The following is a 23,962-nucleotide window of genomic DNA, read 5'->3' as shown; positions in this document are numbered from 1 at the left end:
TTTATTCTTGATTATTTTTAGTTAAACTTAATTTTTGATGATCAGTTAGGTTGTCATCATACTTTTTTTGTAATTTATTCAATTTGCGCTTAGTAGATGAATGTTGTAACTTAGAAATTATGACTAGAATTCCTGTTAATATTGTTCCTACAATAAAGCCAGATCCAAAAAATATTGCTAAAAGAACCGACAATCGGAGTTCGGTTTTGGCAAACAAATAATTGAATGACACAACTTCACCATTAAATGCACCTAATGCGATAGCGATAGTGAAAATAACAGTTATCAATATGATTGAGATAACAAATTTCATAATAATGACCTTTATCTTTTTTTAATTTTACTTAAACGTCTATATAATCTTAAACATTTTTTACAAAATGTCAGTTGAAAAATTATTAATCTACTATATGCCATTTTTGTGAATAAAAATAGCATATTAAAGAAATGACCCAAGCGAGTAAGATGCCAAATAATAAATCAATCGGACTATGCATACCTAATGCTAATCGACTAATTTCAATTAACAATGCCCAAATAATAATTGCGTTAACAATAATATAGTGACGTCTAAATCCCAATAATGTTATTGCAAGAAATGCCCAAGTTGCCGAAAATAAAGTATGTCCAGAAGGTAGTGAATATCCTGTTTCACTTTGCCAATGCTTCCCTAACCATTTTGGAATGGTATCTGAGTTATTTAACTTTTCAGAAATAAATTGTTGTTTTTCTGATTTAGGTAACAAATAAAATTGTTTGTCATCAAGGTGAAATTCTTTTGACATCCATAACACGTAAGGCCTTGATTCTGCTGTTAGGGATTTTATAATGGTTTTGACTATTTGCCCACCTAAAATTGCACAAATAAGACAAAACCATAATGCAATAATTTTTGTTTTTGTTTTATTGGGCATTAAATAGCAAAATAATATAAAAAAAACGGTTGATGTAATAATTGCCCAAGGAAAACTTGCTGTTTCTGTTATAAAGAAAAAATATTTTGATGTATTATTTAATGATTCTGGTTGCCAATGCCAATTTATGGCTATAATAGCTAACGGTACTACTAACATAATGGCTAACGGTGCCATTGTTTTTTTTATTACAAACCCCATTTATAGACTCAATTTAACACTAATTGCTAAATAGTTTAGCATGGAAGATAGCTTTTTTTAAAAGTCTATTTATTTTTTATTTAAACGGAGATGATAATGCAATTAAAACATGTTGCACAAGCGAATTTACCAACAGCATGGGGATGTTTTACTATCGTTGGATTTGAAGAAATTGCAACAGGGAAAGATCATGCAGCTTTAGTATTTGGCGATATATCTGGCGATGCTCCAGTTCTCACTAGAATTCATTCAGAGTGCTTAACTGGGGATGCTTTGTTCAGTTTGCGTTGTGACTGTGGCTTTCAGTTAGAAGCAGCTTTAAAACAAATAGCTAAGGAAGGTCGAGGAATTTTAATTTATCATCGTCAAGAAGGTCGTAATATTGGTCTACTAAATAAAATTAGAGCTTATGCACTGCAAGATAAAGGATTTGATACTGTTGAAGCCAATGAACAATTGGGTTTCGCCGCTGATGAACGTGATTTTACTCTGTGTGCAGATATATTAACTTTACTTGGCGTATCGCAAATTCGTTTATTGACTAATAACCCTGAGAAAATAAAAGTGCTTGAACAGTCAGGTATTAAAATTTTACAAAGAGTGCCATTAGAAGTTGGAGAAAATCCAAATAATGAACACTATTTAGAAACAAAAGTGAATAAAATGGGACATTTATTGCATTTACATCATGGTAATTGCAATTGTAATCATTAGCCAATAACACTGAAAAGAATCGATTTAACTAAACCTCAAAAAATATTATTTTTCGAGGTTTTTTTACATCTTAGAAATAAAGATCTATTTTTATCTTTATGATTAGTCTTTATCACAGCGAAGTACGCCACCATTGGCGATCTGATCTTTTGATATTTCGTGCATAATGATTTGTACCGCCTCTGGTTTACAGTTAAGTGTTTCAGCGATTGCTGCTGTTACACGTTTTGCCATTTCCCTTTTTTGTTCTACTGTACGACCTTCTAAAAAGTCAATAACAACATTTGGCATAAAAATCTCCTAGTGATTAATTTTAGCAAGCTGCTCATCAGTTAATGCGATTTCTTGGTTATGGCAGATACCAATACCAGATTGTATAATTTCTTCTGCAATAGCTTTGGCTTCATCTAATGAATGCATTTTATAGGTACCACATTGGTACTCATTAAGCTCAGGAATTTGGTTTTGCGATTTAACCTTTAAAACATCTTGCATGGATTTTAACCAAGCATCGACAACTAATGATTCATCTGGTTTACCTATAAGACTCATGTAAAAACCAGTACGACATCCCATTGGCGAAATATCAATAATTTCAACTTGTTCACTATTGAGGTGATCACGCATAAATCCAGCAAATAAATGCTCTAAGGTATGAATTCCTTTTTCAGGTAATAGTTTTTTATTGGGAATGGTAAAACGCAGATCAAACACTGTTATTTTATCGCCTTTTGGTGTTTTCATAGTTTTAGCTACTCGAACAAAAGGGGCTTTCATTTTAGTGTGATCAACTTTAAAACTATCTAGTAATGGCATAACTTTCTCCTTAATCGGTTTTCGTAATTTTAATCAATTCAATCTCGATAACCAATATTTTTTGTGTTTACTCGGCAAGTAAATTTAACATCTCTTGCTCATCAATGACTTTAATTCCGAGTTCTTGGGCTTTATCTAACTTAGAACCTGCGGCTTCTCCAGCTATGACAAGATCGGTATTTTTAGATACACTGCCTGTCACTTTAGCACCAAGTTGTTTTAATTTATTTTTTGCTTCATCCCTTGTTAAAAGCGATAGTGTACCAGTTAATACTACTGTTTTACCTGAAAATGGGGAATCAACAATCGTTGTTTGTGTTTGAGGCGTAACATCTTGCCAATGAATATTTATTTCTTCACTGGTTAATTGCTCAATCACATTTCGGTTATGAGGTTCTTGAAAGAAATCTATGATGCTTTCTGCAATAACTACACCAATATCATTTACCGTTTGCAGTTGTTCAAGAGAGGCGTTTTCGATTGCCGATAAATTGCCAAGTTGGTTAACTAAGTTTTCCGCAGTGACTTCACCAACATTAGGAATACCAAGCGCAAATATAAATCGGCTTAATGTGGTATTTTTAGAAGCATTTAATGCATTTAATAAGTTATTGGCAGATTTTTCGCCAATTTTATCTAATGAACATAGGGTAGGCAGATTAAGTTTATATAGATCTGCTGGAGTTTTAACGTAATCTTTATCGACTAATTGTTCAATAATTTTATCACCCATCCCATCTACATTCATTGCCCGTCGAGAAACAAAATGTTTCAAAGCTTCTTTGCGTTGTGCTGGGCAAATTAATCCTCCTGCACAGCGTGATATTGCTTGTCCTTCGTCTCGAACAATTAGTGAACCACAAATAGGGCAATGAGTTGGAAAAACAATCTCTTTTGTATCTGCAGGTCTTCGATCTAATATGACAGCAACAATTTTAGGGATGACATCACCTGCTCGGCGTACGGTCACATAGTCACCTTCGCGTATACCTAATCGAGCTATTTCATCACTATTATGTAGTGTTGCATTACTGACAATAACCCCAGCAACAGAAACAGGTTCAAGTCTTGCGACAGGCGTAATTGCTCCTGTCCGTCCTACTTGAAAGTCTACCTTGTTTAATTGTGTTACTTCTTCCTGAGCTGGAAATTTAAATGCTGTAGCCCAGCGCGGAGCTCGTGCAACAAAGCCAAGTTCATTTTGTAATGCAATACTATTAACTTTAATGACTACACCATCAATATCAAAGTCTAAAGACATGCGCTGTTCACCAATTTTTTTAAAATAATCTAAAGCGGCTTGTGCTCCTTGTCGTTTTTCTACTTTATCACTAACAGGTAATCCCCATGCTTTGAATTGCATTAAACGATCATAATGAGTATTAGGTAGAGAACTACCTTCAATAATACCAACCCCATAGCAGTAAAATGATAACGGCCTTCTTGCAGTAATTTTAGGATCTAATTGTCTTAATGAACCTGCAGCTGCATTACGTGGATTGGCAAATACTTTTTCGTTTCGTTTTTCAGCATCAGCATTAAGTTTGGCAAAACCTTTATGAGTCATAAATACTTCACCTCGTACTTCTAAGCGCGCGGGAATATTTTCACCAATTAATACTAAAGGGATGGTTTTAATTGTCCGTACATTTGCGGTGATGTCTTCTCCAGTTGTGCCGTCGCCACGAGTAGCTGCTTTTGTGAACTTCCCGTTTTCATACAATATACTCACCGCCAAACCATCAAGTTTTAGTTCACAGCAATATTCAACTTGCTCGTTTTCATTATAATGAAGACGATCTTTAACTCTTTTATTAAAGGCTATAAAACTCGACTCATCAAAAACATTATCAAGTGAAAGCATCGGTATTTCATGTTTGATTGAGGCGAATTGAGCTAAAGGTGTACCACCAACTCGTTGAGTTGGTGAATCAATTGTTATCAGATTTGGATACTGTTGCTCTATTTTTTGAAGTTGTTTTATTAATTTATCATATTCAGAGTCAGGGATTTCTGGAGCATCAAGTACGTAATAGCAATACTCATGATGTCTAATTAAATTTCGCAGTGAAGTCAATTGTTCTGAGACAGCTTCAATCGAATCTGATTGAATAGCTGGATGTTCTGTTTTAGTTGATAATGGCATGATAATGGGCTCTTAAATTAAAACGTAGCTTTTTAGGAAAATCATCAAAATTGCTAATTAATAAAGCATACAGTTAATAAGTGAATTAATAACTGCATTATATAAATTTCTGTTTCTAGCCACCAAGTTGAATTGGTGGCATTTTATTAAAAAATTGTTGAAACTTTTTGCGATTAAATTTCGTTACAGGCTTTTTTAATACGATTTTTATAATTATCAATTTTTTGTGGTGTTAGCATGCGATGTTCATCATCTAGAACCACTCCATTAACATCATCGGCTATACGTTGGGCTGTTTGTAGCATTAATTTGAAATTTTGTTGGTTGTTGCCTTCGGTTGGTGCTACCATAAAAATAGATACACCAGGGGTTGTAAATTCATGCATTGTTTCAGGATCTAAGTATCCAGGTGTGACCATATTAGCTAAACTGAACAGCACAGGACCATTACCTGCTGGATCAACATGACGATGAAATATTCTCATATCACCAAATTGGAAGCCTGATTGCATAATACTAGCTAGAAGTACATCACCTTGTAATAAGTTACCATTAATTCCTTTTATATTTAATATAATAATTTCTGTATTGTCTTCGTCGAGTTTGTTTAAACTACTTTTCTGAGTTTTATTGTTTTTTGATGGTATCTGCTGATTATTATCGATTTTATCTTCGTTATTTTGGGTCGTTTGCTGTGGTTGTTTTTTAATTTGTATTTTTTTATCGTCGAAAGAATCGTTTTTTATTTTAAGAACTGGTTTTGTTTCACCGAAAGTTTCATTGATAGTTTGTTCTTCATCATTATTATTTACAAATAACTCTTCTTGCTGAGGAGGAACTTCATCAGTTAGTTCTTTGGGTGTATCATCTAGGGATTGATTATTTTTTTTATTTTTAGTGATTAAAATCACGTCATCTTCGATTACATCAATGAAATTATTTTCATGTTGTTCATCATTTGTCTGATTTTTCTTCTGTTTTTCAGAACCAAAAGAATAAAGTTCTCTTTTATTGATCCAAAACCCATGAATCAATAGAGCTATAATGACTAAGGACGCAACAACAATTAGAACAATACGTAAATTATCCATAATAACCATCTCAGAATTAAATTGAATATAGAGTCAAATTATTCAACATTAGAAAAATTGAATAAAATGATAACGGAGTACAACAAATGTAAATTGAAACCACTTGAACAATACTTCCTAAACATGATATTAGTATAGCATTTTATTTTAGCTTTTTTATAGCACAAAGAATCAATTAGTCTATAATATTTTATTTCAGAAAACGATCATATTTAACATTATAATTTATTTCTTATCATATCCCAGTTTTGTTGTTTTTAGAACTCTGTGCTATTAACCTGTAAAGATACTTACATTTTGTGTATTTTTTTTGTAAAATCGCTCGTTACTTTTGAATGTGATTAATTCATTGTTATCTAAATAATTATTAAGTTACCGAGGTCTATCTTATATGAGATTTAATAAGCTGTTACTTACTCTGCCAATGGCATTAACTAGTCTATTGTTATTAACAAGTTGTGATAATGATCAGTCACAAAATGGTAATGGCCAATTACCCAAGGTAACTGTGTTTAAAGTAGAACCTTTAAATTACACCATGAAAATAAATTTACCTGGGCGGGTTGTTGCATCACAAATAGCAGAAATAAGACCACAAGTTAGTGGGATTGTTTTGAATCGAGAATTTGAAGAAAGTTCAAATGTTAAAGCAGGGCAATCATTATATCAAATCGATCCAGCGATTTATCAAGCTAATTATGATAGTGCTGTTGCTAGTGTAGCAAGTGCAAAAGCTAATGCTAATATCGCACAACTTACTTTAAAACGCTATGCTGGTCTATTAAAGACAAAATCTATAAGCCAACAAGAGTATGATAAAGCTGCCGCGGATGCAAAACAAGCCGATGCCAGTGTATTGGTAGCTCAAGCGGCGGAACATGCTGCTAAAGTTAACTTAGATTATACCAAAGTCTACTCGCCAATTGATGGTTATATTGGTAAATCAAGTGTGACTGAAGGGGCCTTAGTGTCTGCTGGACAACCAACACCGCTTGCATTAGTGCAACAACTTGATCCTATTTATGTTGATATGACAGAAGCAGCGACACGCTATAATAAATATCTTCAAGATGAAAACATTATTTATGAACCGGCCAAAGGAAATAATGTGGAACTATTTTTTAATGATGGTTCAAAATATGCGCTTCCAGGAAATGTTAAATTTTCAGATATGACTGTTAATGAGACAACCGGAACAGTAACCCTACGATCTCAATTTTCAAACAGTGAAAGTAAAATTTTACCTGGTATGTTTGTTAAACCTCAATTGACATTAGGAACTATAAAAAATGCTGTATTGGTACCTCAGCAAGGTGTTACGAGTAATCAAAAAGGTCAATATACAGCTAAAATTTTAAAACCAGATAATACAGTTGAGTATCGTCAAGATATTAAAGTTTATACAGGAATCAGTGGTTATTGGGTAGTAACTAGTGGTATAGATATTGGTGAACAAATTATTATTACAGGTCTACTTAATTTAACTGCCGTTGAATCAGGTGCGGCTATGAAAGCACAAGTTGTTGGTGAGCCTACTACTCTTTCTCAAGAACAGTTAGATAATATCATCAAAAACAATGTGAAATAAAACAGGGGTAGATTTAATTATGGCTAAGTTTTTTATTGATAGACCTGTTTTTGCATGGGTAATCGCTATCATGATGATGCTAGGTGGTGCTTTATGTATTAAGCTACTAGCTGTTGAACAGTATCCTGATATAGCTCCTCCTTCTGTTACTGTTTCTGCTGTTTATCCAGGGGCTGATGCGCAAACTATTGAAAACACTGTTACACAATTAATTGAACAAAACTTAACTGGTTTAGATAATCTTATTTATATGAAATCAACCAGTAGTGCTCAAGGTGTAGTTCAAACTACTTTAACTTTTGCGCCTGGAACAAGTCCTGATTTTGCACAGGTACAGGTTTTAAATAAAGTAGAAAGTATTAAATCACGTTTACCAGAAAGCGTTCAAAAAAATGGAGTTTCGGTTGCTAAAAATAATACTAACTTTTTAAAAGTTATTGGTTTCTATTCTACCAATCCTCAAAAAACGCAAGCAGATATTGCTGACTTTATCTATTCTACAGTGCAAGATCCTATTCGCCGTGTGCAAGGGGTAGGGGATACTCAGTTATTTGGTTCTGAATATGCAATGCGTGTTTGGTTAGATCCAAACAAATTGAATTATTTTAACTTATCTATTGAAGAAATAATTGCTGCTATCCAAGCGCAAAATGCACAGGTTACAGCCGGGCAACTTGGTGCTTTACCAGTAACGGAAGGGCAAGAACTCAATGCGACAATTACTGCTCAATCACGTTTAAAAACACCTGAGCAATTCCAAAATATTTTAGTACGTGTTAATACTGATGGCTCAAATGTTTTATTAAAAGATGTGGCGAACGTTGAGATTGGTGCAGCTGACTACAACTTCCTTTCTCGTTATGACGGTAAACCTTCCGCTGGTTTAGGTATTTATTTGGCAACTGGTGCTAACCAATTAGATACATCAGCACAAGTTGATCAAAAGATTCAGGAATTATCTCAAATTTTTCCTGAAGACATTAAATTTGCGTATCCTTATGATACAACCCCTTTTGTTAAATTATCCATTAATAACGTAATTCATACATTGATCGAAGCAATCATATTGGTTGTTATTGTAATGTATGTATTCTTACAAAATCTTCGTTCTACACTTATACCAACTATTACAGTACCAGTCGTATTACTTGGTACTTTTGCAGTTTTATATATCTGCGGATTTACTATCAATACGTTATCTATGTTTGCTATGGTTCTTGCCATCGGTCTTCTGGTCGATGATGCCATCGTTGTTATTGAAAACGTTGAGCGTATTATGCATGATGAAGGTCTATCCCCTTATGATGCAACCGTTAAATCAATGGAACAAATTACTTCTGCATTAGTTGGGATAGCGGTGGTATTATCAGCTGTATTTGTACCAATGGCATTTTATGGTGGTGCTGCAGGGGGAATTTATCGTCAATTCTCAATTACAATTGTAACTTCAATGTCCTTATCAGTGTTGATGGCAATTGTATTAACTCCTGCACTTTGTGCACAAATTTTAAAAGCGCCATCAAAAAGTAAAGTTAAGAAAACAACTTTGGGTGAAAAACTAGTAACCATAGCTCCATTTTGTTGGTGCTCTGCTGGAACTAAATGGTTTTTTGATAAATTTAATAATTTGTATAACAAAAGTTTGCATCTCTATGAAAAAGGTGTAATTAAGTTTATTCGTTACCCAGTTATTTCATTTATTTGCTATGTCTTGATTGTTGTGGGCTTAGTATTTGGATTTAATCGTTTACCAACAGGCTTTTTACCAAATGAAGATCAGGGTGTATTGATTGTTATGGTTGAATTACCGCCAGGATCGACATTAGATCAAACGATGGGCGTGCTTAATAAAACTTCTAACTTCTATATGACGCAAAAAGCCGATTCAGTGAAAGAAATATTCACCGTTGCAGGTTTTAGTATGGTTGGTCGAGGACAGAACATGGGGCTTGGCTTTATCCGACTAAAAGATTGGGATGAGCGTAAACGCCCTGATCAAAAAGTGGATGCCTTAGTTGGTAGTGGTTGGGGATTTGCTTCAACGATTACAGAAGGTCGTGTAATTATCACCAATGTCCCAGCTGTGCCATCACTTGGTATGGCAAATGGTTTTTCTTATATGTTAAAAGATTCGGCTGGTCTTGGGCATAATGCTTTAATGGGGGCTTTTTTCCAACTATTGGGCCAAGCTGCGCGCGAACCTCAATTACAGCAAGTTCGTCCGGGAAGTATGTTAGATGTTCCACAATATAAAATTAATGTGGATTTTGAGACTGCTCAAGCTCTTGGTGTAGCTGTTAGTAGCGTTAATACCGTTCTTTCAACTGCATTAGGTTCTGCTTATATTGATGATTTTGTCTATAATAACCGTGTTAAAAAAGTTTATTTACAATCTGATGCGGCTTATCGAATGCTACCTGATGATTTCAGTTTTTGGCATGTAAAAAACCAAAAAGGTGAAATGGTACCTTATGATGCTTTTGCAACTACAACAAAAAGTTATGGTTCTCCATCGCTTGTTCGTTATGATGGTGTAGCTGCAATGGGGATCAGTGGTTCAGCAGCGCCAGGCATGAGTTCTGGTCAAGCTATGGCAATAATGGAAGAATTATCTAAACAGTTACCTAAAGGTTTCTCGTTTGATTGGACAGATATTTCATATCAAGAACGTCAAACAGGTTCTCAAACTACAACACTTTATATTATTTCACTTATTGTTGTATTCTTGTCATTAGCAGCTTTATATGAAAGTTGGACAGTACCAATTTCAATACTATTCGTTATTCCATTAGGTATTATTGGTACCGTATATGCCACTATGTTTAGAGGTCTTGATAATGATATTTACTTTATTGTTGGTCTATTAACTACGATGGGATTATCTGCCAAGAATGCTATTTTGATTGTAGAATTTGCAAAAGATGCACTCGAAAAAGAAGGTAAATCATTAATTGATGCAACATTAGAAGCTTGTCGTTTACGTTTACGTCCAATTTTAATGACATCATTTGCATTTATTTTAGGTGTTTTACCATTAGCATTAAATAGTGGTGCTGGATCTGCTAGCCAAAATGCGGTAGGTACAGGAGTTATCGGTGGTATGATAACGGCAACATTTTTAGCAATATTCTATGTTCCATTATTCTTCTTGTTTGTAACTAAACTGTTTACTAAACATAAGAATAAAGTTGTTTTACCATCTAACTATAATGGTAAAATCGAGAATAATTAATAAAAGTTAACTGATTATCAATATATTTTAAAAGCACCAATAGTTTTGGTGCTTTTTTTATGTAAACTAGAATTAATTATTCTACTGATTATTTAGTTTAATATTTTTAGTAGAAACTAAGCTTGATAATAGCTCTTTATTACTAGGACGAGAGTGATTTGTGTTGAAAGGATATAAGAACAGATTTATTTATATGATTTAATTAATTGTTGATTCATATGGGCATGCGTAATGGCTATAGCTAATGCGTCTGCTGCATCGGCTTGAGGGCTTATGGGCAATTTTAATAATAATTTAACCATATGTTGTACTTGTGTTTTTTCAGCAGCGCCAGTCCCAACTACACTTTGTTTGACTAAGCGTGCTGCATATTCAAAAACAGGTAGGTTATTATTTACTGCTGCGACAATTGCTGAACCTCTTGCTTGACCTAATTTTAATGCAGAATCGGCATTACGTGCCATAAATACTTGTTCAATAGCAAACATATCTGGTTGAAATTGTAAAATAATTTCACTCACACCTGCATATATGCGTTTTAAACGGGTAGGTAGATCATCAACTGCAGTACGAATACATCCGCTGCCAAGGTAAGTAAGTTGTCGTCCCGTTTGACGAATTACTCCGTAACCTGTCAAACGAGAGCCTGGATCGATGCCAAGAATAATGGCCATTAGAGCGTTGCTGCAACCTCGTCAGAAACTTCACCATTATGATAAACTTCTTGAACATCATCACAATCTTCAAGCATATCAATAAGACGAAGTAATTTAGGTGCAGATTCAATATCAAGATCAACTTTAGTTGCTGGGATCATCGATACTTCTGCTGCTTCTGACACTAAACCAGCTGCATCAAGAGCATCTTTAACTTCACCAAATGATTCTGGTGTAGTAAATACATCAATTGCACCATCGTCATAAGTTACGACATCATCAGCACCAGCTTCAAGCGCTGCATCCATTACTTGATCTTCATCAGTACCTGCTGGGTATGAGATAACACCTTTTTTCGTGAATAAATATGAGACTGAACCATCAGTACCTAAATTACCGCCAGTTTTTGTAAAAGCATGACGAACTTCAGAAACAGTACGATTACGATTGTCACTTAAGCATTCAACCATCACCGCAGTACCTGCTGGTCCATAACCTTCATAGATGATAGTTTCCATGTTTGTATCATCTTCACCACCAACACCACGAGCAATTGCTCTATTCATGGTATCTCGAGTCATGTTGTTCGATAATGCTTTGTCCATAGCAGCACGTAGACGAGGGTTAGACGCTGGATCGCCACCACCAAGTTTAGCTGCAGTTACAAGTTCGCGAATAATTTTGGTAAAGATTTTACCGCGTTTTGCATCTTGTGCTGCTTTGCGGTGTTTGGTATTGGCCCATTTACTATGACCTGCCATAAAATTCTCCAGATAAATAATTTAAAATCGGTGTATTTTAGCAAACTTTAACTGAAAATTCATTATCAATATGTTTATAAGTTATACTACTAACCGAGTCAAAATTTTGTAAAAAATTACAATACATTGTTTCATTAAGTTTGTCCTATAAAAATAATTTTATTTATCCAAAAATCAGATAATTAACTTAAACTATTCAATTTTTATTTAATTAAGTGAATTGTATATTGAGTATAAATATTGATCGAGATCACAAGTTTAAATTTTAAGCATTGAAATAAACTCTTTTTAGTTAGAAAATTACCTATCGAAACGTTTCGATGCTTCTGGTTTACTCTATTTTATAAGGATTTTGTTATGCGCAAAGGCCAACTATTTAATTCTGATATTTGCCAGATACTATCTAAAATGGGTCATACCGATCAAATCGCAATTGGAGATGCAGGCTTACCTATTCCTGATACAACATCACGAATTGATTTGGCATTAACTTATGGTATTCCATCATTTATGCAAGTTTTCGAATTAATTTCACACGATATGCAAATTGAAAGAATAATACTTGCGACAGAAATCAAAGAAAAAAATCCTCAAATTCTGGGGAGAATTTTAGAACGAATTAGTCAACTTGAACAAATTCAGAACAATGAAATTGAAATTACTTTCTTTCCTCATGAAATGCTAAAAAAACAAACATATAATTGCAAAGCAGTTATACGAACGGGAGAGTGTACGCCATTTGCAAATATTATTTTGCAATCAGGAGTCATTTTTTAAATATCGTTACATAAAAAGTTTGTATTGTTTTAATTAAGCGATGAGGAATTTATGCACGATAATTTATTACAACTTATTAATATTCATAAATCATTCCCCGGCGTAAAAGCATTAACAGGTGCAAATCTAAATGTCCGAGCAGGTCGAGTAATGGCTTTGATCGGTGAAAATGGTGCCGGAAAATCAACCCTAATGAAAGTGTTAACTGGAATATACTCAAAGGATGATGGTGAAATTATTTACTTAGGTAACAAAGTAAACTTTAAAGGACCAAAATCATCACAAGAAGCAGGTATCGGTATCATTCATCAAGAGTTAAATTTAATACCACAACTTACTATTGCCGAAAATATATTTTTAGGTCGAGAGTTTACTAATAAATTTGGCTGTATAGATTGGAAAAAAACCTATGACCAAGCTGACAAATTATTAGCCGAACTACATTTAACTTATGATAGTCGTAAGCTTATCAGTGAATTGTCGATAGGTGAGCAGCAGATGGTTGAAATAGCCAAAGTTCTTAGCTTTAATTCCAAAGTTATTATCATGGACGAACCTACTGATGCACTTACCGAAACTGAAACAGCATCATTATTTGAAGTTATTCGCAAATTAAAACAGCAAAATTGTGGAATTGTTTATATTTCTCATCGATTAAAAGAAATTTTTGAAATTTGTGATGATGTTACCGTTTTACGTGATGGACAATTTATTGGGGAAAAGACAGTTGCAGAACTAGATGAAAACTCTCTTATTGAAATGATGGTAGGACGAAAACTTGAAGAACAATATCCTCGCATCAGTAAAGAACGTGGAGGCATAACGCTGCAAGTTAAAAATCTTAGCGGGGCAGGTGTAAACAATATAAGTTTTAAACTTCATGAAGGCGAGATCCTTGGTGTTTCTGGTTTAATGGGTGCTGGGCGGACTGAATTAATGAAAATGATTTATGGTGCCAATCCTGCAAAATCTGGTTCTATTATACTTAAAGGTAAAACAATAAAAACGAATTCGCCATCAGATGGATTAAACCACGGCATTGTCTATATTTCTGAAGACCGAAAACGAGACGGACTTATTTTAGGGATGTCCGTTAAGGACAATATGTCACTAAATGCATTAAACTATTTTGTTAATCAGTTTGGCAAATTACAACTTAAAAATGAGCAAAAATCTGTTGACGATTTTGTTGGTCTATTTAATATCAAAACTCCCTCAATTAATCAAATTATTGGGCTCTTATCAGGTGGTAATCAACAAAAAGTTGCTATTGCTAAAGGGTTAATGATGCGACCAAGTATCTTAATATTAGATGAACCAACGCGAGGGGTCGATGTAGGCGCTAAAAAAGAGATATACCAACTAATAAATCAATTTAAACAGCAAGGTTTGAGCGTCATCTTGGTTTCATCTGATATGCCTGAAGTATTAGGTATGAGCGATAGAATTTTAGTTATTTACGAAGGCACCGTGACTGGTGAATTTTCAATTCGTGACGCAACACAAGAAAAACTTATGGCAGCAGCCGTTGGCAAAGCACAGGAGAAAGTCAATGTTGCAAAATAAAACGTTAAAGAATTTTCTAATTGAGCAAAAATCATTATTAACATTACTGGTTTTAATTGCAATTGTTTCATGCTTAAGTGATAACTTTTTTACTTTGAATAACTTTTTTAATATTTTACAGCAAACATCCATTAACGCGATCATTGCGGTAGGCATGACCTTGGTAATTTTAACATCCGGTATAGACCTAACTGTAGGCTCTACCTTCGCTTTAGCAGGTGCTATTGCGGCTTCTTTAGTTGGTTCGGATTTCTCCCCTTTTGTTGCGATAGGTATATCACTAGCACTAGGAGCTTTATTAGGTGCTTTTTCTGGTCTGATCATTGCAAAAGGTAAAATACAAGCATTTATTGCTACGCTAGTGATGATGCTCATTCTACGCGGTGTAACGCAGGTTTACACTAAAGGTAGTCCAATATCGACTGGTATGAATGATAATTCTGAACTTTTCGAGTGGTTTGCTTTCGGTCGGATTTTTGCTATTCCTGTGCCAATTATTATTATGACAATAGTATTTATTGGTGCATGGTACTTATTAAAATATACCCGTTTAGGTCGTTATATTTATGCTTTAGGAGGCAATGAAGCTGCCACAAAACTTTCAGGTATTAATGTTGATCGGGTCAAAATTACGGTTTATGCACTTAGCGGACTACTTTGTGCACTAGCTAGTACTATTGAAGTTGCAAGACTATCATCGGCACAACCTACTGCCGGTACTGGTTATGAAATGGATGCGATTGCCGCGGTTGTACTTGGTGGCACTAGCATGTCAGGTGGTAAAGGTAAAATTATAGGTACATTAATTGGTGCATTAATATTAGGTTTTTTAAATAACGGTCTCAATATGTTAGGTGTTGATGCATATTATCAAATGATCGTAAAAGGTGTGGTGATTTTATTGGCTGTGTTAGTTGATAAAAAAACCAATAAATAGGTTCTTATTTTGGGAGAGAATTATGAAATTTAAAAAATTTATTACCGCAATTTCAATGGCAACTTTAAGTTTAAGTGTTAGTTTTCAAGCTTCAGCGAAAGAAAATCTTGCCTTAGTTGTTTCAACACTTAATAATCCTTTTTTCGTAACGCTTAAAGATGGTGCGGTACAAAAGGCTAATGAACTAGGTTATGACTTAGTGGTACTTGATTCGCAAAATAACCCAGCAAAAGAGCTGGCGAATGTTGAAGATACTATCATAAAAGGAGCTAAAGTCATTTTAATTAATCCAACCGATTCAGATGCGGTAGGTAATGCAGTTTTGGCCGCTAATAAAGCCGGAATACCAGTAATTACTCTTGATAGAGCAGCAGGGAAAGGTGAGGTTATTAGCCATATTGCATCTGATAATGTTGCTGGCGGTAAAATGGCAGGAGACTTTATTTTTGAAAAGCTGGGTGCTGGTGCAAAAATAGTACAACTTCAAGGTATTGTGGGGACATCCGCATCTCGTGAACGTGGAGAAGGGTTTGTCCAATCAACGCAAACAAATAAATTAACTATTTTAACTGCTCAGCCAGCTGATTTTGATCGTGCCAAAGGTATGAATGTCATGCAGAACTTACTTACTGCTTACCCAACATTACAAGCTGTATTTGCAGAAAATGATGAAATGGCATTGGGTGCTGTACGTGCAATTCAAACCGCAGGGCGTAATGATATTTTAGTTGTTGGTTTTGATGGCACACAAGATGGAGTTAAATCTGTTGAACGAGGTAAAATGGCAGCAACTGTTGCACAACAACCAGAAAAAATAGGTTCAATGGGTATTGAAGTCGCTGATAAAGTGGTAAAAGGTGAAAAAGTTGAACAAAATATTCCTGTAGAATTAAAATTAATAACTAAATAAAAATTTTAGGACGCATTATTGCGTCCTTCCGCTGTAAGATTTGGAGTAAATTACATGAGTGGTAAAAAATTAATAGTACTGGGTAGTGTTAATGTCGATCATATATTAAATGTTAATGAATTTCCAAAACCAGGTGAAACATTAGCTGGTAAAAATTATCAAATTTCATTTGGAGGTAAAGGCGCCAACCAAGCTGTAGCTGCTGGTCGTTTAGGTGCTAGTATACAGTTCATTGCTGCAGTTGGTGATGATGAATTAGGGAAAAAAATACATCAACAATTGAAGAGAGATGGTATCGATACTCGTTCTGTTGCAACAATCAAAAATGAAAATACAGGTGTTGCACTCATTTTAGTTAATGCACAAGGCGAGAATCAAATTGCGATTTATGCTGGTGCCAATGCTATGGTTACGCCCGATTATTTACGTGAATTTGAAAATGATATTATACAGGCAGATGCAATTTTAATGCAGCTTGAAACACCTTTAGCTACCATAGAGCAATCAGCTAAAATAGCCAAACAACATAATACTCAAGTGATTTTAAATCCTGCACCTGCACAGAAGTTATCGGATGATTTGCTTAATAATATTGATATTATTACGCCAAATGAAACTGAAGCTGAACATTTGACAGGTATAAAAATTGTCACTGAACAAGATGCCCAAACTGCATCGGATATTTTACATAATAAAGGAATAAAAATCGTCATAATCACGTTAGGTAGTAAAGGTGCATGGGTAAGCGATTCAGGCAAAGGAGAGCTTATTGGAGGCTTTAAAGTAAAAGCTATTGATACTATTGGTGCTGGTGATACCTTTAATGGTATGTTAGTGACGGCATTATTAGAGGGCAAATCCTTGAGCCAAGCTATCAAGTATGCTCATGCAGCAGGGGCGCTATCGGTAACTAAAATTGGAGCACAAACATCTGTACCAACACGTACTGAAGTCGACAATTTTATTAAATTACATAATCAATAAAAAGAGAGCTTTACAATTGGCTACTATGAAAGATGTCGCAAATCTTGCGAAAGTTTCAACATCTACTGTTTCTCATGTAATTAATAATGATCGGTATGTAAGCCCTACTGTACGTGAAAAAGTTGAATTAGCGATAAATCAACTAAACTATACTCCTTGCGCAATTGCGCGTAGTTTAAAGAGTAATAAAACCTATACTATAGGCATGTTAGTTACAACCAGTAATAACCCTTTTTTTTCCGAAGTAGTTCAAGGTGTTGAACGAAGTTGTTATGAACTGGGATATAACTTGATTTTATGTAGTACCGAAGGTGATCCTAAACGCATGCTCAATAGCATTGAACATTTATTACAAAAACGCGTTGATGGTTTGTTAGTCATGTGCACTGAAAGCCATTCTAGTCTAAAACAGATATTTACACGTTATCCAAAACTGCCTATTGTTATGGTGGATTGGACACCATTAATGGATATGTGTGACATTATTCAGGATAACTCTTATTATGGTGCAATAATAGCGACTCAATATTTAATTGAAAAAAACTATAAGGATATTGCTTGTATTACTGGTCCTTTAAATAATACTCAAGCACAATTACGTCTGCAAGGTTATCGTAAAGCAATGCATGATGCTAATTTAATCATACATAATGGTTATGAAGTTCAAGGTGATTTTCAATTTGCATCAGGTATTGTTGCGATGCAATATTTATTAGCGTTGGCTAAACCTCCAAAAGCCGTATTTTGCTCTAATGATGCTATGGCGATAGGTGTTTATCAAGCTCTTTACCAACATGGGCTTGAAGCTGGAAAAGATATTGCAATTGTTGGTTATGATGATATTGAAATCGCACAATATATGACGCCACCTTTAACTACTATTCATCAACCCAAAAAAGAGCTAGGGAAATTAGCCATTGAGATGTTATTACATCGATTTCATAATCCTAAAGAGCCATTACATAAACTGTCTTTAAAACCAATATTGATTGAACGCTTATCCGCTTAGTAGAATAAAACAATATTTCGCTTAATTTTTTATTGTTTTATTATCGTTATAAAAAACGCCTAATATAGGCGTTTTCAAAATATCATAAATCGATCAAATTAATAATAATTAACTCATCCCATACTGTTTTAATTTTTTGCGAAGCGTGCCACGGTTAATGCCAAGCATGTTTGCTGCGCGAGTTTGATTACCGCGTGTATATTGCATAACCATATCAAGGAAGGGGTGTTCAACTTCAGCTAACACTAATTCATACAGATCATTAGGATCTTCACCATTTAATTGAGATAAATAGTTTTTCAAAGCTTGCTTTACTGAATCTCGCAAAGGCTTTTGTGTTATTTGGTCCTGCGAATTTACAGTTGTAAATTTAAGTGCTGCAGCTGTAACGCGTTGTTCTGACATAGTATTCTTAACTCTTTTGGTTGTTTCTAATTTGACTAAAAAATGCTATTAGTGTTTTAACTTGCTCACTTGTATTGCTAAGTACACTAAATAAGCGCCTGAATTGATCGCTATCAGCATAATCCTTGGTATACCAATTTACATGCTTTCTGGCAATCCTTAATCCTTTATATTCTCCGTAAAGTTGATAAAGCTCATCAAGGTGTGATAAAACAACTTGCTCCACTTCATCAACACTTTTACTTTTTTTTAACTGTCCATGTGATAAATAGAATGCAATTTCTTCAAATATCCAAGGCCGACCCTGTGCCGCTCGGCCGATCATTATAGCATCAGCTTGCGTATATTGAAAAACTTCTTTTGCTTGTTCAGGTGTACAAATGTCGCCATTAGCAATAACCGGAATCGTAATCTTTTCCTTTACAGCCTTTATTGACTCATATTCTGCAACGCCATTGAATAAGCAAGCACGGGTACGTCCATGAATAGTAATAGCCTTTATACCACAATCTTGAGCTATTTGTGCTATTTCAATGCAATTTCTATGATCTTTATTCCATCCAGTCCGCGTTTTTAATGTCACCGGTACGTCAACTGCACCGACAACTTTCTGCAAAATTTTTTTTATTAGTTCTGGATACTGCATTAATGCAGAACCAGCTAACTTTTTATTAATTTTCTTAGCTGGGCAACCCATATTGATATCAATCAATTGGGCGCCATGCCTGACATTAAATTCGGCAGCTTTTGCCATCTCGTCAGGATCTGACCCAACAATTTGTACTGCACGAATACCAACATCATCATTTGAGATCATTCTCAATGCAGATTTATCTGTATGCCAAACATCCGAATTTGCTAAAAACATTTCTGAAACAGTCATCCCTGCACCATATCGATAACATAATTTTCGAAATGGTTTATCGCTGATTCCAGCCATTGGTGCAGCAATCAAATTATTTTTTAATTTAATTTCACCAATTTTTAGCAAATTAAGGGCGGCTATATTACGCATTTTTTCTCAAACTTAAAAGGGGGTAATGTTAATTTTTTACTTTTTTTTACCAGTAATACGGCACCATTCTTCTTTTTCAACAACAGGATCTAAATCAAAGTGTATTCGATAAGCACTACAAACACTTGATGATTGGGTAGCCAAAATACCAGACAAACCTAGTTCACCATAGGATTTTACAAGTTTACTTATTTGTGGTTCAAGTTCTTTTAAAGGACCTGCAAGGATATTAGCAACAACTACATCTGCTTGTAAATTATCAGGAATATCTTTAGCTAAATAAAGTTCTAGTTTATCATCAACATTGTTACGTTGTGCATTGTCATGACTAGCTTGAATTGCCTGTGGATCGATATCAATACCTATAACGCGTTTTGCACCCAATTTTAAAGCTGCAATAGCTAAAATGCCAGAACCACAACCATAATCAATAACTAATTTATTTTTCAGATCTAAGCTTTCTAGCCAAGTTAAGCATAATGCAGTAGTTGGATGGGTGCCAGTACCAAACGCTAAGCCAGGGTCTAACATGACGTTAACTGCATTTGGATCAGGAACATCACGCCAACTTGGGCAAATCCAAAGTCGCTGACCAAACTGCATAGGATGAAAGTTATCCATCCATTCTCGCTCCCAATCTTTATCTTCTAATTGTTCAATTTTATAAGAATATTGATCAAGATTTAATATTGCTTTCAATTCATCCGTATTAATTTGAGCATCATAAAGACCCACAACATCCGTATTTCCCCAAAGTTTCGTTTCGCCAGGTAAGGGCTCAAAAACTGGAGTATCATAGGTATCTTGAAATGTAATTGATACTGCACCAGATTGTTCTAATTGTTCGCTAATTTCTTCTGCAAATTCGCTAGTCGTATTAATTCTGAGTTGAATCCAAGGCATAATTTTTTCCCGTGTTGCCAAACATGTTGGCAATTGTAAAAACTAATAATCCAATAATCAGTGAAGGAACAATTGGATGAAAAGAATAGATTTTAAGATTATAAGCAGCTAAAAGAATATAGCTAATAGCTCCAGCAAACATTGAACATAATGCACCAGTGGCATTGGCATTTTTCCAATATAAACCCAACACTAACGGCCATAAAAACACAGCTTCAAGCCCACCGAAAGCCAGCAAATTTAACCAGATAATCATATCAGGAGGATTCCAAGCCGCTAAAATAAGCAAACCGCCAAAAATAATTGTGATGATAACCGACACCCGGGTTAACATCTTATCACTATAATTAGTGTCAGGTTTTATACTTAAAAATAGGTCTTTTATTAATACAGATGAAACCTGTAATAATTGAGCATTAATGGTTGACATAATTGCAGCCAATGGCGCAGCTAAAAAGATACCTGCAGCTAATGGTGGCATAACATTAATAATTAAAGTTGGAACAATTTGATCTGGTATCGTTAAATCATCAATAATAGCTCGTCCTAGCGCGCCAGATAGGTGCATAGTTAACATAATAATCGTTACGACAATCGTACCGATAATGATGCCCTGGTGCACAGCTTTACTATCTTTATATGCCATACAACGCACAGCAGTATGTGGTAACCCAACTACCCCAAAACAGACTAATATCCAAAAAGAGGTCATAAAAGGAAAGTCCATAAAGTTATCTGGACCTTGTGGCGTTAACAATGCTGGATTAATTTCATTTAAACGATGGATAATTGTTGATATTCCACCACCTGCATAAATAATGGCGGTTAATAGTAAAATTGCACCAATAATCATTACTAATCCTTGGAAAGCATCGTTTAAAATACTTGCCCTAAAGCCTCCAAATGCGGTATAGATAACGGTGCCAACACCAAAAATCAGTAACCCGATGTCATATGGAATGTGAACTGACGATTCCAATAAACGAGCACCACCAACAAACTGGACTGTCATTGCGCCAACAAAGGCAACCACTAACGCGATACTAGCAAACCAAACGATGATTTTACTTTTATAGTGAGCATAAAGCATATCACTTAACGTTATCGCATTATATTTACGTGCCAAAATAGCAAATTTTTTACCCAAAATCCCCAAAGAAAGTAAGACCGTTGGTACTTGAATCATCGACAACAATACCCAACCGAGTCCATATTTATAAGCTGCGCCAGGACCACCTATAAACGAACTTGCACTAATATAAGTGGCAGCTAAGGTCATAGCGAGTAAAAAACCGCCCATAGTACGATTACCAATAAAATAATCGGTAAATTGATTAACTTTTTTACGTTTTGCATAAGCATAAATTGATAATGCAAACACAAAAATAAGATAAATAACTAGAGGTAAGATAATATCTAAATGCATTTTTTTATCACTTAGTTTGCTCTAACGGGATGTTTTTGAATTGAAATTTTACAATGATCCAACACAATAAAATAAAACCTAAAGGGACCATTATGCAAGATAACTCAAACCACAAAGGGAAGCCTAAAAGGCCAATACTATCACCGACAAAATAAGCACAAACAATCCACCCAATAAGGTAGATAAAAGTCAACAACAATGATAGTTTAGCTTCTTTATTTGCTTGCTTATAACGTGGATCCATAATGATTCATTAGTGAATTGAAAGTGGCTTAGAGTAAAAGAAAGTGTTTAACTTAGCAAGTATGTTGCAATTTATGCAATATAATATTGTAAATATATCAATTTTAGCAACAATAAAATTGTTATATAGTGCTTCATGATTCGAATATAAACAATTCAACTCATGGAGAGAATGATGTCAAATTATTTTAATACCCTAAATTTACGTGAAAAATTAGAACAATTAGGTCAATGCCGTTTTATGGCTCGTGATGAATTTGCTTCAGAAGCGAATTTTTTAAAAGGTAAAAAAATTGTGATTGTAGGTTGTGGTGCGCAAGGTCTTAATCAAGGTCTTAATATGCGTGATTCAGGATTGGATATCTCTTACGCATTACGTAAAGAAGCCATAGCTGAAAAACGTGCATCATGGAAAAAAGCCACTGAAAATGGTTTTAAAGTTGGTACGTATGAAGAACTTATTCCTACTGCGGATCTTGTCATTAACTTAACTCCAGACAAACAACACTCAGCGGTTGTTAAAGCTGTACAACCATTAATGAAACAAGGTGCGGCACTGGGTTATTCTCATGGATTTAACATTGTAGAAGTGGGCGAAAAGATCCGTTCTGATATTACTGTTGTGATGGTCGCACCTAAATGCCCAGGAACCGAAGTGCGTGAAGAATATAAACGTGGTTTTGGTGTACCGACACTTATTGCTGTTCACCCAGAAAATGATCCAAAAGGTGAAGGTCTAGCAATTGCTAAAGCATGGGCAGCTGCAACGGGTGGACATCGTGCGGGTGTTTTACAATCATCATTTGTTGCCGAAGTTAAATCCGATCTAATGGGCGAACAAACCATTCTTTGCGGTATGTTACAAACAGGTTCATTACTTTGTTTTGATAAACTTGTTGCTGATGGTGTAGATCCTGCATATGCCTGTAAATTATTACAATTTGGTTGGGAAACTATCACCGAAGCATTAAAACAAGGTGGTATAACTTTAATGATGGATCGTTTATCAAACCCAGCTAAATTACGCGCTAATGCTTTAGCGAAAGAGTTAAAAGTGATCATGACTGATCTTTATCGTAAACATATGGATGACATCATTTCAGGTGAATTTTCTTCAACGATGATGAAAGACTGGGCAAATGATGATGCTAACTTATTAAAATGGCGTAAAGAAACAGGTGAAACTGCATTTGAAAAAGCAGCAGAATATCAAGGCAAAATTGACGAACAAGCATACTTTGATCAAGGTGTGGTGATGGTAGCGATGGTTAAAGCGGGTGTTGAACTTGCTTTTGAAACCATGCTTGAATCAGGAATCTTACCTGAATCAGCTTACTATGAATCATTACATGAATTACCACTCATTGCTAATACTATTGCCCGTAAACGTTTATATGAAATGAATGTGGTAATTTCTGACACAGCTGAATATGGTAATTATCTATTTGCTAATGCAGCTGTACCATTATTAAAAGAAAAATTTATGCCAATGTTACAAGCTGGTGATCTTGGCAAAGCAATTCCTGAAGGTAGTGTTGATAATGCCCAATTACGTGATGTAAATGAAGAGATTCGTAATCATCCAATTGAAAAAGTGGGTCGTAAATTACGTAGTTACATGACAGATATGAAACGTATTAATGTAGCTAGTTAAACACTGAAATAGTT

23 protein-coding genes are annotated in these 23,962 nt (G+C 34.8%); 10 read left to right on the top strand and 13 right to left on the bottom strand.

The genetic code is table 11. The annotated features are described in order from the left end of the window. Position 1: 1 nt before the first annotated feature. Positions 2 to 313 (bottom strand): LapA family protein, encoded by a 312-nt coding sequence (locus GAPWK_RS09560; protein ID WP_025316013.1) that lies wholly within the window; start codon positions 311 to 313, stop codon positions 2 to 4. An 85-nt stretch (positions 314 to 398) separates the two neighbouring features. Further along, positions 399 to 1,115, bottom strand: coding sequence for a phosphatase PAP2 family protein (locus GAPWK_RS09555; RefSeq protein WP_025316012.1), 717 nt, complete (start codon positions 1,113 to 1,115; stop codon positions 399 to 401). A gap of 96 nt (positions 1,116 to 1,211) precedes the next feature. On the opposite strand from GAPWK_RS09555, the gene ribA reads away from it, so the two are divergent. After that, positions 1,212 to 1,829, top strand: coding sequence for a GTP cyclohydrolase II (ribA, locus tag GAPWK_RS09550; RefSeq protein ID WP_025316011.1), 618 nt, complete (start codon positions 1,212 to 1,214; stop codon positions 1,827 to 1,829). A 102-nt stretch (positions 1,830 to 1,931) separates the two neighbouring features. Here ribA and GAPWK_RS09545 read toward each other — a convergent pair whose 3' ends face one another. From GAPWK_RS09545 to zipA, 4 genes are all read right to left on the bottom strand, one after another. Next, a complete protein-coding gene (locus GAPWK_RS09545; RefSeq protein WP_025316010.1) occupies positions 1,932 to 2,120 on the bottom strand; it encodes a 2-hydroxymuconate tautomerase in 189 nt (62 codons plus the stop codon). A gap of 9 nt (positions 2,121 to 2,129) precedes the next feature. Further along, positions 2,130 to 2,645, bottom strand: a complete 516-nt coding sequence (gene luxS / locus GAPWK_RS09540) for an S-ribosylhomocysteine lyase (protein WP_025316009.1) — start codon at positions 2,643 to 2,645, stop codon at positions 2,130 to 2,132. 67 nt (positions 2,646 to 2,712) lie between these two features. Continuing rightward, entirely contained in the window at positions 2,713 to 4,743 is a 2,031-nt protein-coding gene (gene ligA / locus GAPWK_RS09535) for an NAD-dependent DNA ligase LigA (protein WP_025316008.1), read from the bottom strand. A gap of 221 nt (positions 4,744 to 4,964) precedes the next feature. Beyond that, positions 4,965 to 5,882, bottom strand: coding sequence for a cell division protein ZipA (zipA, locus tag GAPWK_RS09530; protein WP_051516269.1), 918 nt, complete (start codon positions 5,880 to 5,882; stop codon positions 4,965 to 4,967). Between the two features lie 391 nt (positions 5,883 to 6,273). On the opposite strand from zipA, the gene GAPWK_RS09525 reads away from it, so the two are divergent. Together GAPWK_RS09525 and GAPWK_RS09520 are read left to right on the top strand one after the other, a co-directional pair. Then, positions 6,274 to 7,470: an efflux RND transporter periplasmic adaptor subunit gene (locus GAPWK_RS09525; protein WP_025316006.1), complete on the top strand. Its 1,197-nt coding sequence runs from the start codon at positions 6,274 to 6,276 to the stop codon at positions 7,468 to 7,470. A gap of 19 nt (positions 7,471 to 7,489) precedes the next feature. Then, on the top strand, positions 7,490 to 10,702 hold the full coding sequence (locus tag GAPWK_RS09520) for an efflux RND transporter permease subunit (RefSeq protein WP_025316005.1): 3,213 nt from the start codon (positions 7,490 to 7,492) through the stop codon (positions 10,700 to 10,702). Positions 10,703 to 10,887: 185 nt separating this feature from the next. Here the strand turns inward: GAPWK_RS09520 and ruvC are convergent, their stop codons facing one another. Both ruvC and GAPWK_RS09510 read right to left on the bottom strand, forming a co-directional pair. After that, positions 10,888 to 11,376, bottom strand: a complete 489-nt coding sequence (gene ruvC / locus GAPWK_RS09515) for a crossover junction endodeoxyribonuclease RuvC (protein ID WP_025316004.1) — start codon at positions 11,374 to 11,376, stop codon at positions 10,888 to 10,890. Beyond that, entirely contained in the window at positions 11,376 to 12,119 is a 744-nt protein-coding gene (locus GAPWK_RS09510; RefSeq protein WP_025316003.1) for a YebC/PmpR family DNA-binding transcriptional regulator, read from the bottom strand. The genes ruvC and GAPWK_RS09510 overlap by 1 nt, the downstream gene beginning before the upstream one ends. A gap of 357 nt (positions 12,120 to 12,476) precedes the next feature. Between GAPWK_RS09510 and rbsD the strand changes: the two genes are divergently transcribed. Genes rbsD through rbsR form a run of 6 tightly spaced genes read left to right on the top strand, consistent with a single transcriptional unit; the run spans position 12,477 to position 18,302 of the window. After that, the gene (rbsD, locus tag GAPWK_RS09505) at positions 12,477 to 12,896 is read left to right on the top strand and encodes a D-ribose pyranase (protein WP_025316002.1); all 420 of its coding nucleotides are present in this window, start codon (positions 12,477 to 12,479) and stop codon (positions 12,894 to 12,896) included. A gap of 51 nt (positions 12,897 to 12,947) precedes the next feature. After that, the gene (rbsA, locus tag GAPWK_RS09500) at positions 12,948 to 14,462 is read left to right on the top strand and encodes a ribose ABC transporter ATP-binding protein RbsA (protein WP_025316001.1); all 1,515 of its coding nucleotides are present in this window, start codon (positions 12,948 to 12,950) and stop codon (positions 14,460 to 14,462) included. Further along, positions 14,449 to 15,399: a ribose ABC transporter permease gene (gene rbsC / locus GAPWK_RS09495; RefSeq protein WP_025316000.1), complete on the top strand. Its 951-nt coding sequence runs from the start codon at positions 14,449 to 14,451 to the stop codon at positions 15,397 to 15,399. Before rbsA ends, rbsC begins: the two co-directional genes overlap by 14 nt. A gap of 22 nt (positions 15,400 to 15,421) precedes the next feature. Beyond that, positions 15,422 to 16,309: a ribose ABC transporter substrate-binding protein RbsB gene (gene rbsB / locus GAPWK_RS09490; protein ID WP_025315999.1), complete on the top strand. Its 888-nt coding sequence runs from the start codon at positions 15,422 to 15,424 to the stop codon at positions 16,307 to 16,309. Between the two features lie 54 nt (positions 16,310 to 16,363). Then, on the top strand, positions 16,364 to 17,293 hold the full coding sequence (rbsK, locus tag GAPWK_RS09485; protein WP_025315998.1) for a ribokinase: 930 nt from the start codon (positions 16,364 to 16,366) through the stop codon (positions 17,291 to 17,293). Between the two features lie 16 nt (positions 17,294 to 17,309). Further along, complete coding sequence (gene rbsR / locus GAPWK_RS09480; RefSeq protein ID WP_080692484.1) at positions 17,310 to 18,302, top strand: ribose operon transcriptional repressor RbsR; 993 nt, start codon at positions 17,310 to 17,312, stop codon at positions 18,300 to 18,302. 108 nt (positions 18,303 to 18,410) lie between these two features. Here rbsR and fis read toward each other — a convergent pair whose 3' ends face one another. The 5 genes from fis to GAPWK_RS09455 are packed head-to-tail and all read right to left on the bottom strand — an operon-like array spanning position 18,411 to position 22,295. Continuing rightward, positions 18,411 to 18,707, bottom strand: a complete 297-nt coding sequence (gene fis, locus GAPWK_RS09475) for a DNA-binding transcriptional regulator Fis (RefSeq protein WP_025315996.1) — start codon at positions 18,705 to 18,707, stop codon at positions 18,411 to 18,413. 7 nt (positions 18,708 to 18,714) lie between these two features. Beyond that, entirely contained in the window at positions 18,715 to 19,722 is a 1,008-nt protein-coding gene (gene dusB / locus GAPWK_RS09470) for a tRNA dihydrouridine synthase DusB (protein ID WP_025315995.1), read from the bottom strand. Positions 19,723 to 19,758: 36 nt separating this feature from the next. Further along, a complete protein-coding gene (gene prmA / locus GAPWK_RS09465) occupies positions 19,759 to 20,625 on the bottom strand; it encodes a 50S ribosomal protein L11 methyltransferase (protein WP_025315994.1) in 867 nt (288 codons plus the stop codon). Beyond that, positions 20,600 to 22,051 carry a sodium/pantothenate symporter gene (gene panF, locus GAPWK_RS09460; RefSeq protein ID WP_025315993.1) on the bottom strand — a complete coding sequence of 484 codons (1,452 nt, stop codon included), beginning with the start codon at positions 22,049 to 22,051 and terminating at the stop codon, positions 20,600 to 20,602. The genes prmA and panF overlap by 26 nt, the downstream gene beginning before the upstream one ends. A 7-nt stretch (positions 22,052 to 22,058) precedes the next feature. Further along, positions 22,059 to 22,295, bottom strand: a complete 237-nt coding sequence (locus tag GAPWK_RS09455) for a YhdT family protein (RefSeq protein ID WP_025315992.1) — start codon at positions 22,293 to 22,295, stop codon at positions 22,059 to 22,061. A gap of 174 nt (positions 22,296 to 22,469) precedes the next feature. On the opposite strand from GAPWK_RS09455, the gene ilvC reads away from it, so the two are divergent. Beyond that, entirely contained in the window at positions 22,470 to 23,948 is a 1,479-nt protein-coding gene (ilvC, locus tag GAPWK_RS09450) for a ketol-acid reductoisomerase (protein ID WP_025315991.1), read from the top strand. Positions 23,949 to 23,962: the final 14 nt, after the last annotated feature.

It is taken from the genome of Gilliamella apicola (genome assembly GCF_000599985.1).
GTDB classification, from domain to species: domain Bacteria; phylum Pseudomonadota; class Gammaproteobacteria; order Enterobacterales; family Orbaceae; genus Gilliamella; species Gilliamella apicola.
The sequence above is the reverse complement of the archived record's forward strand: the minus strand, read 5'-3'. Positions and strand labels throughout refer to the sequence as shown.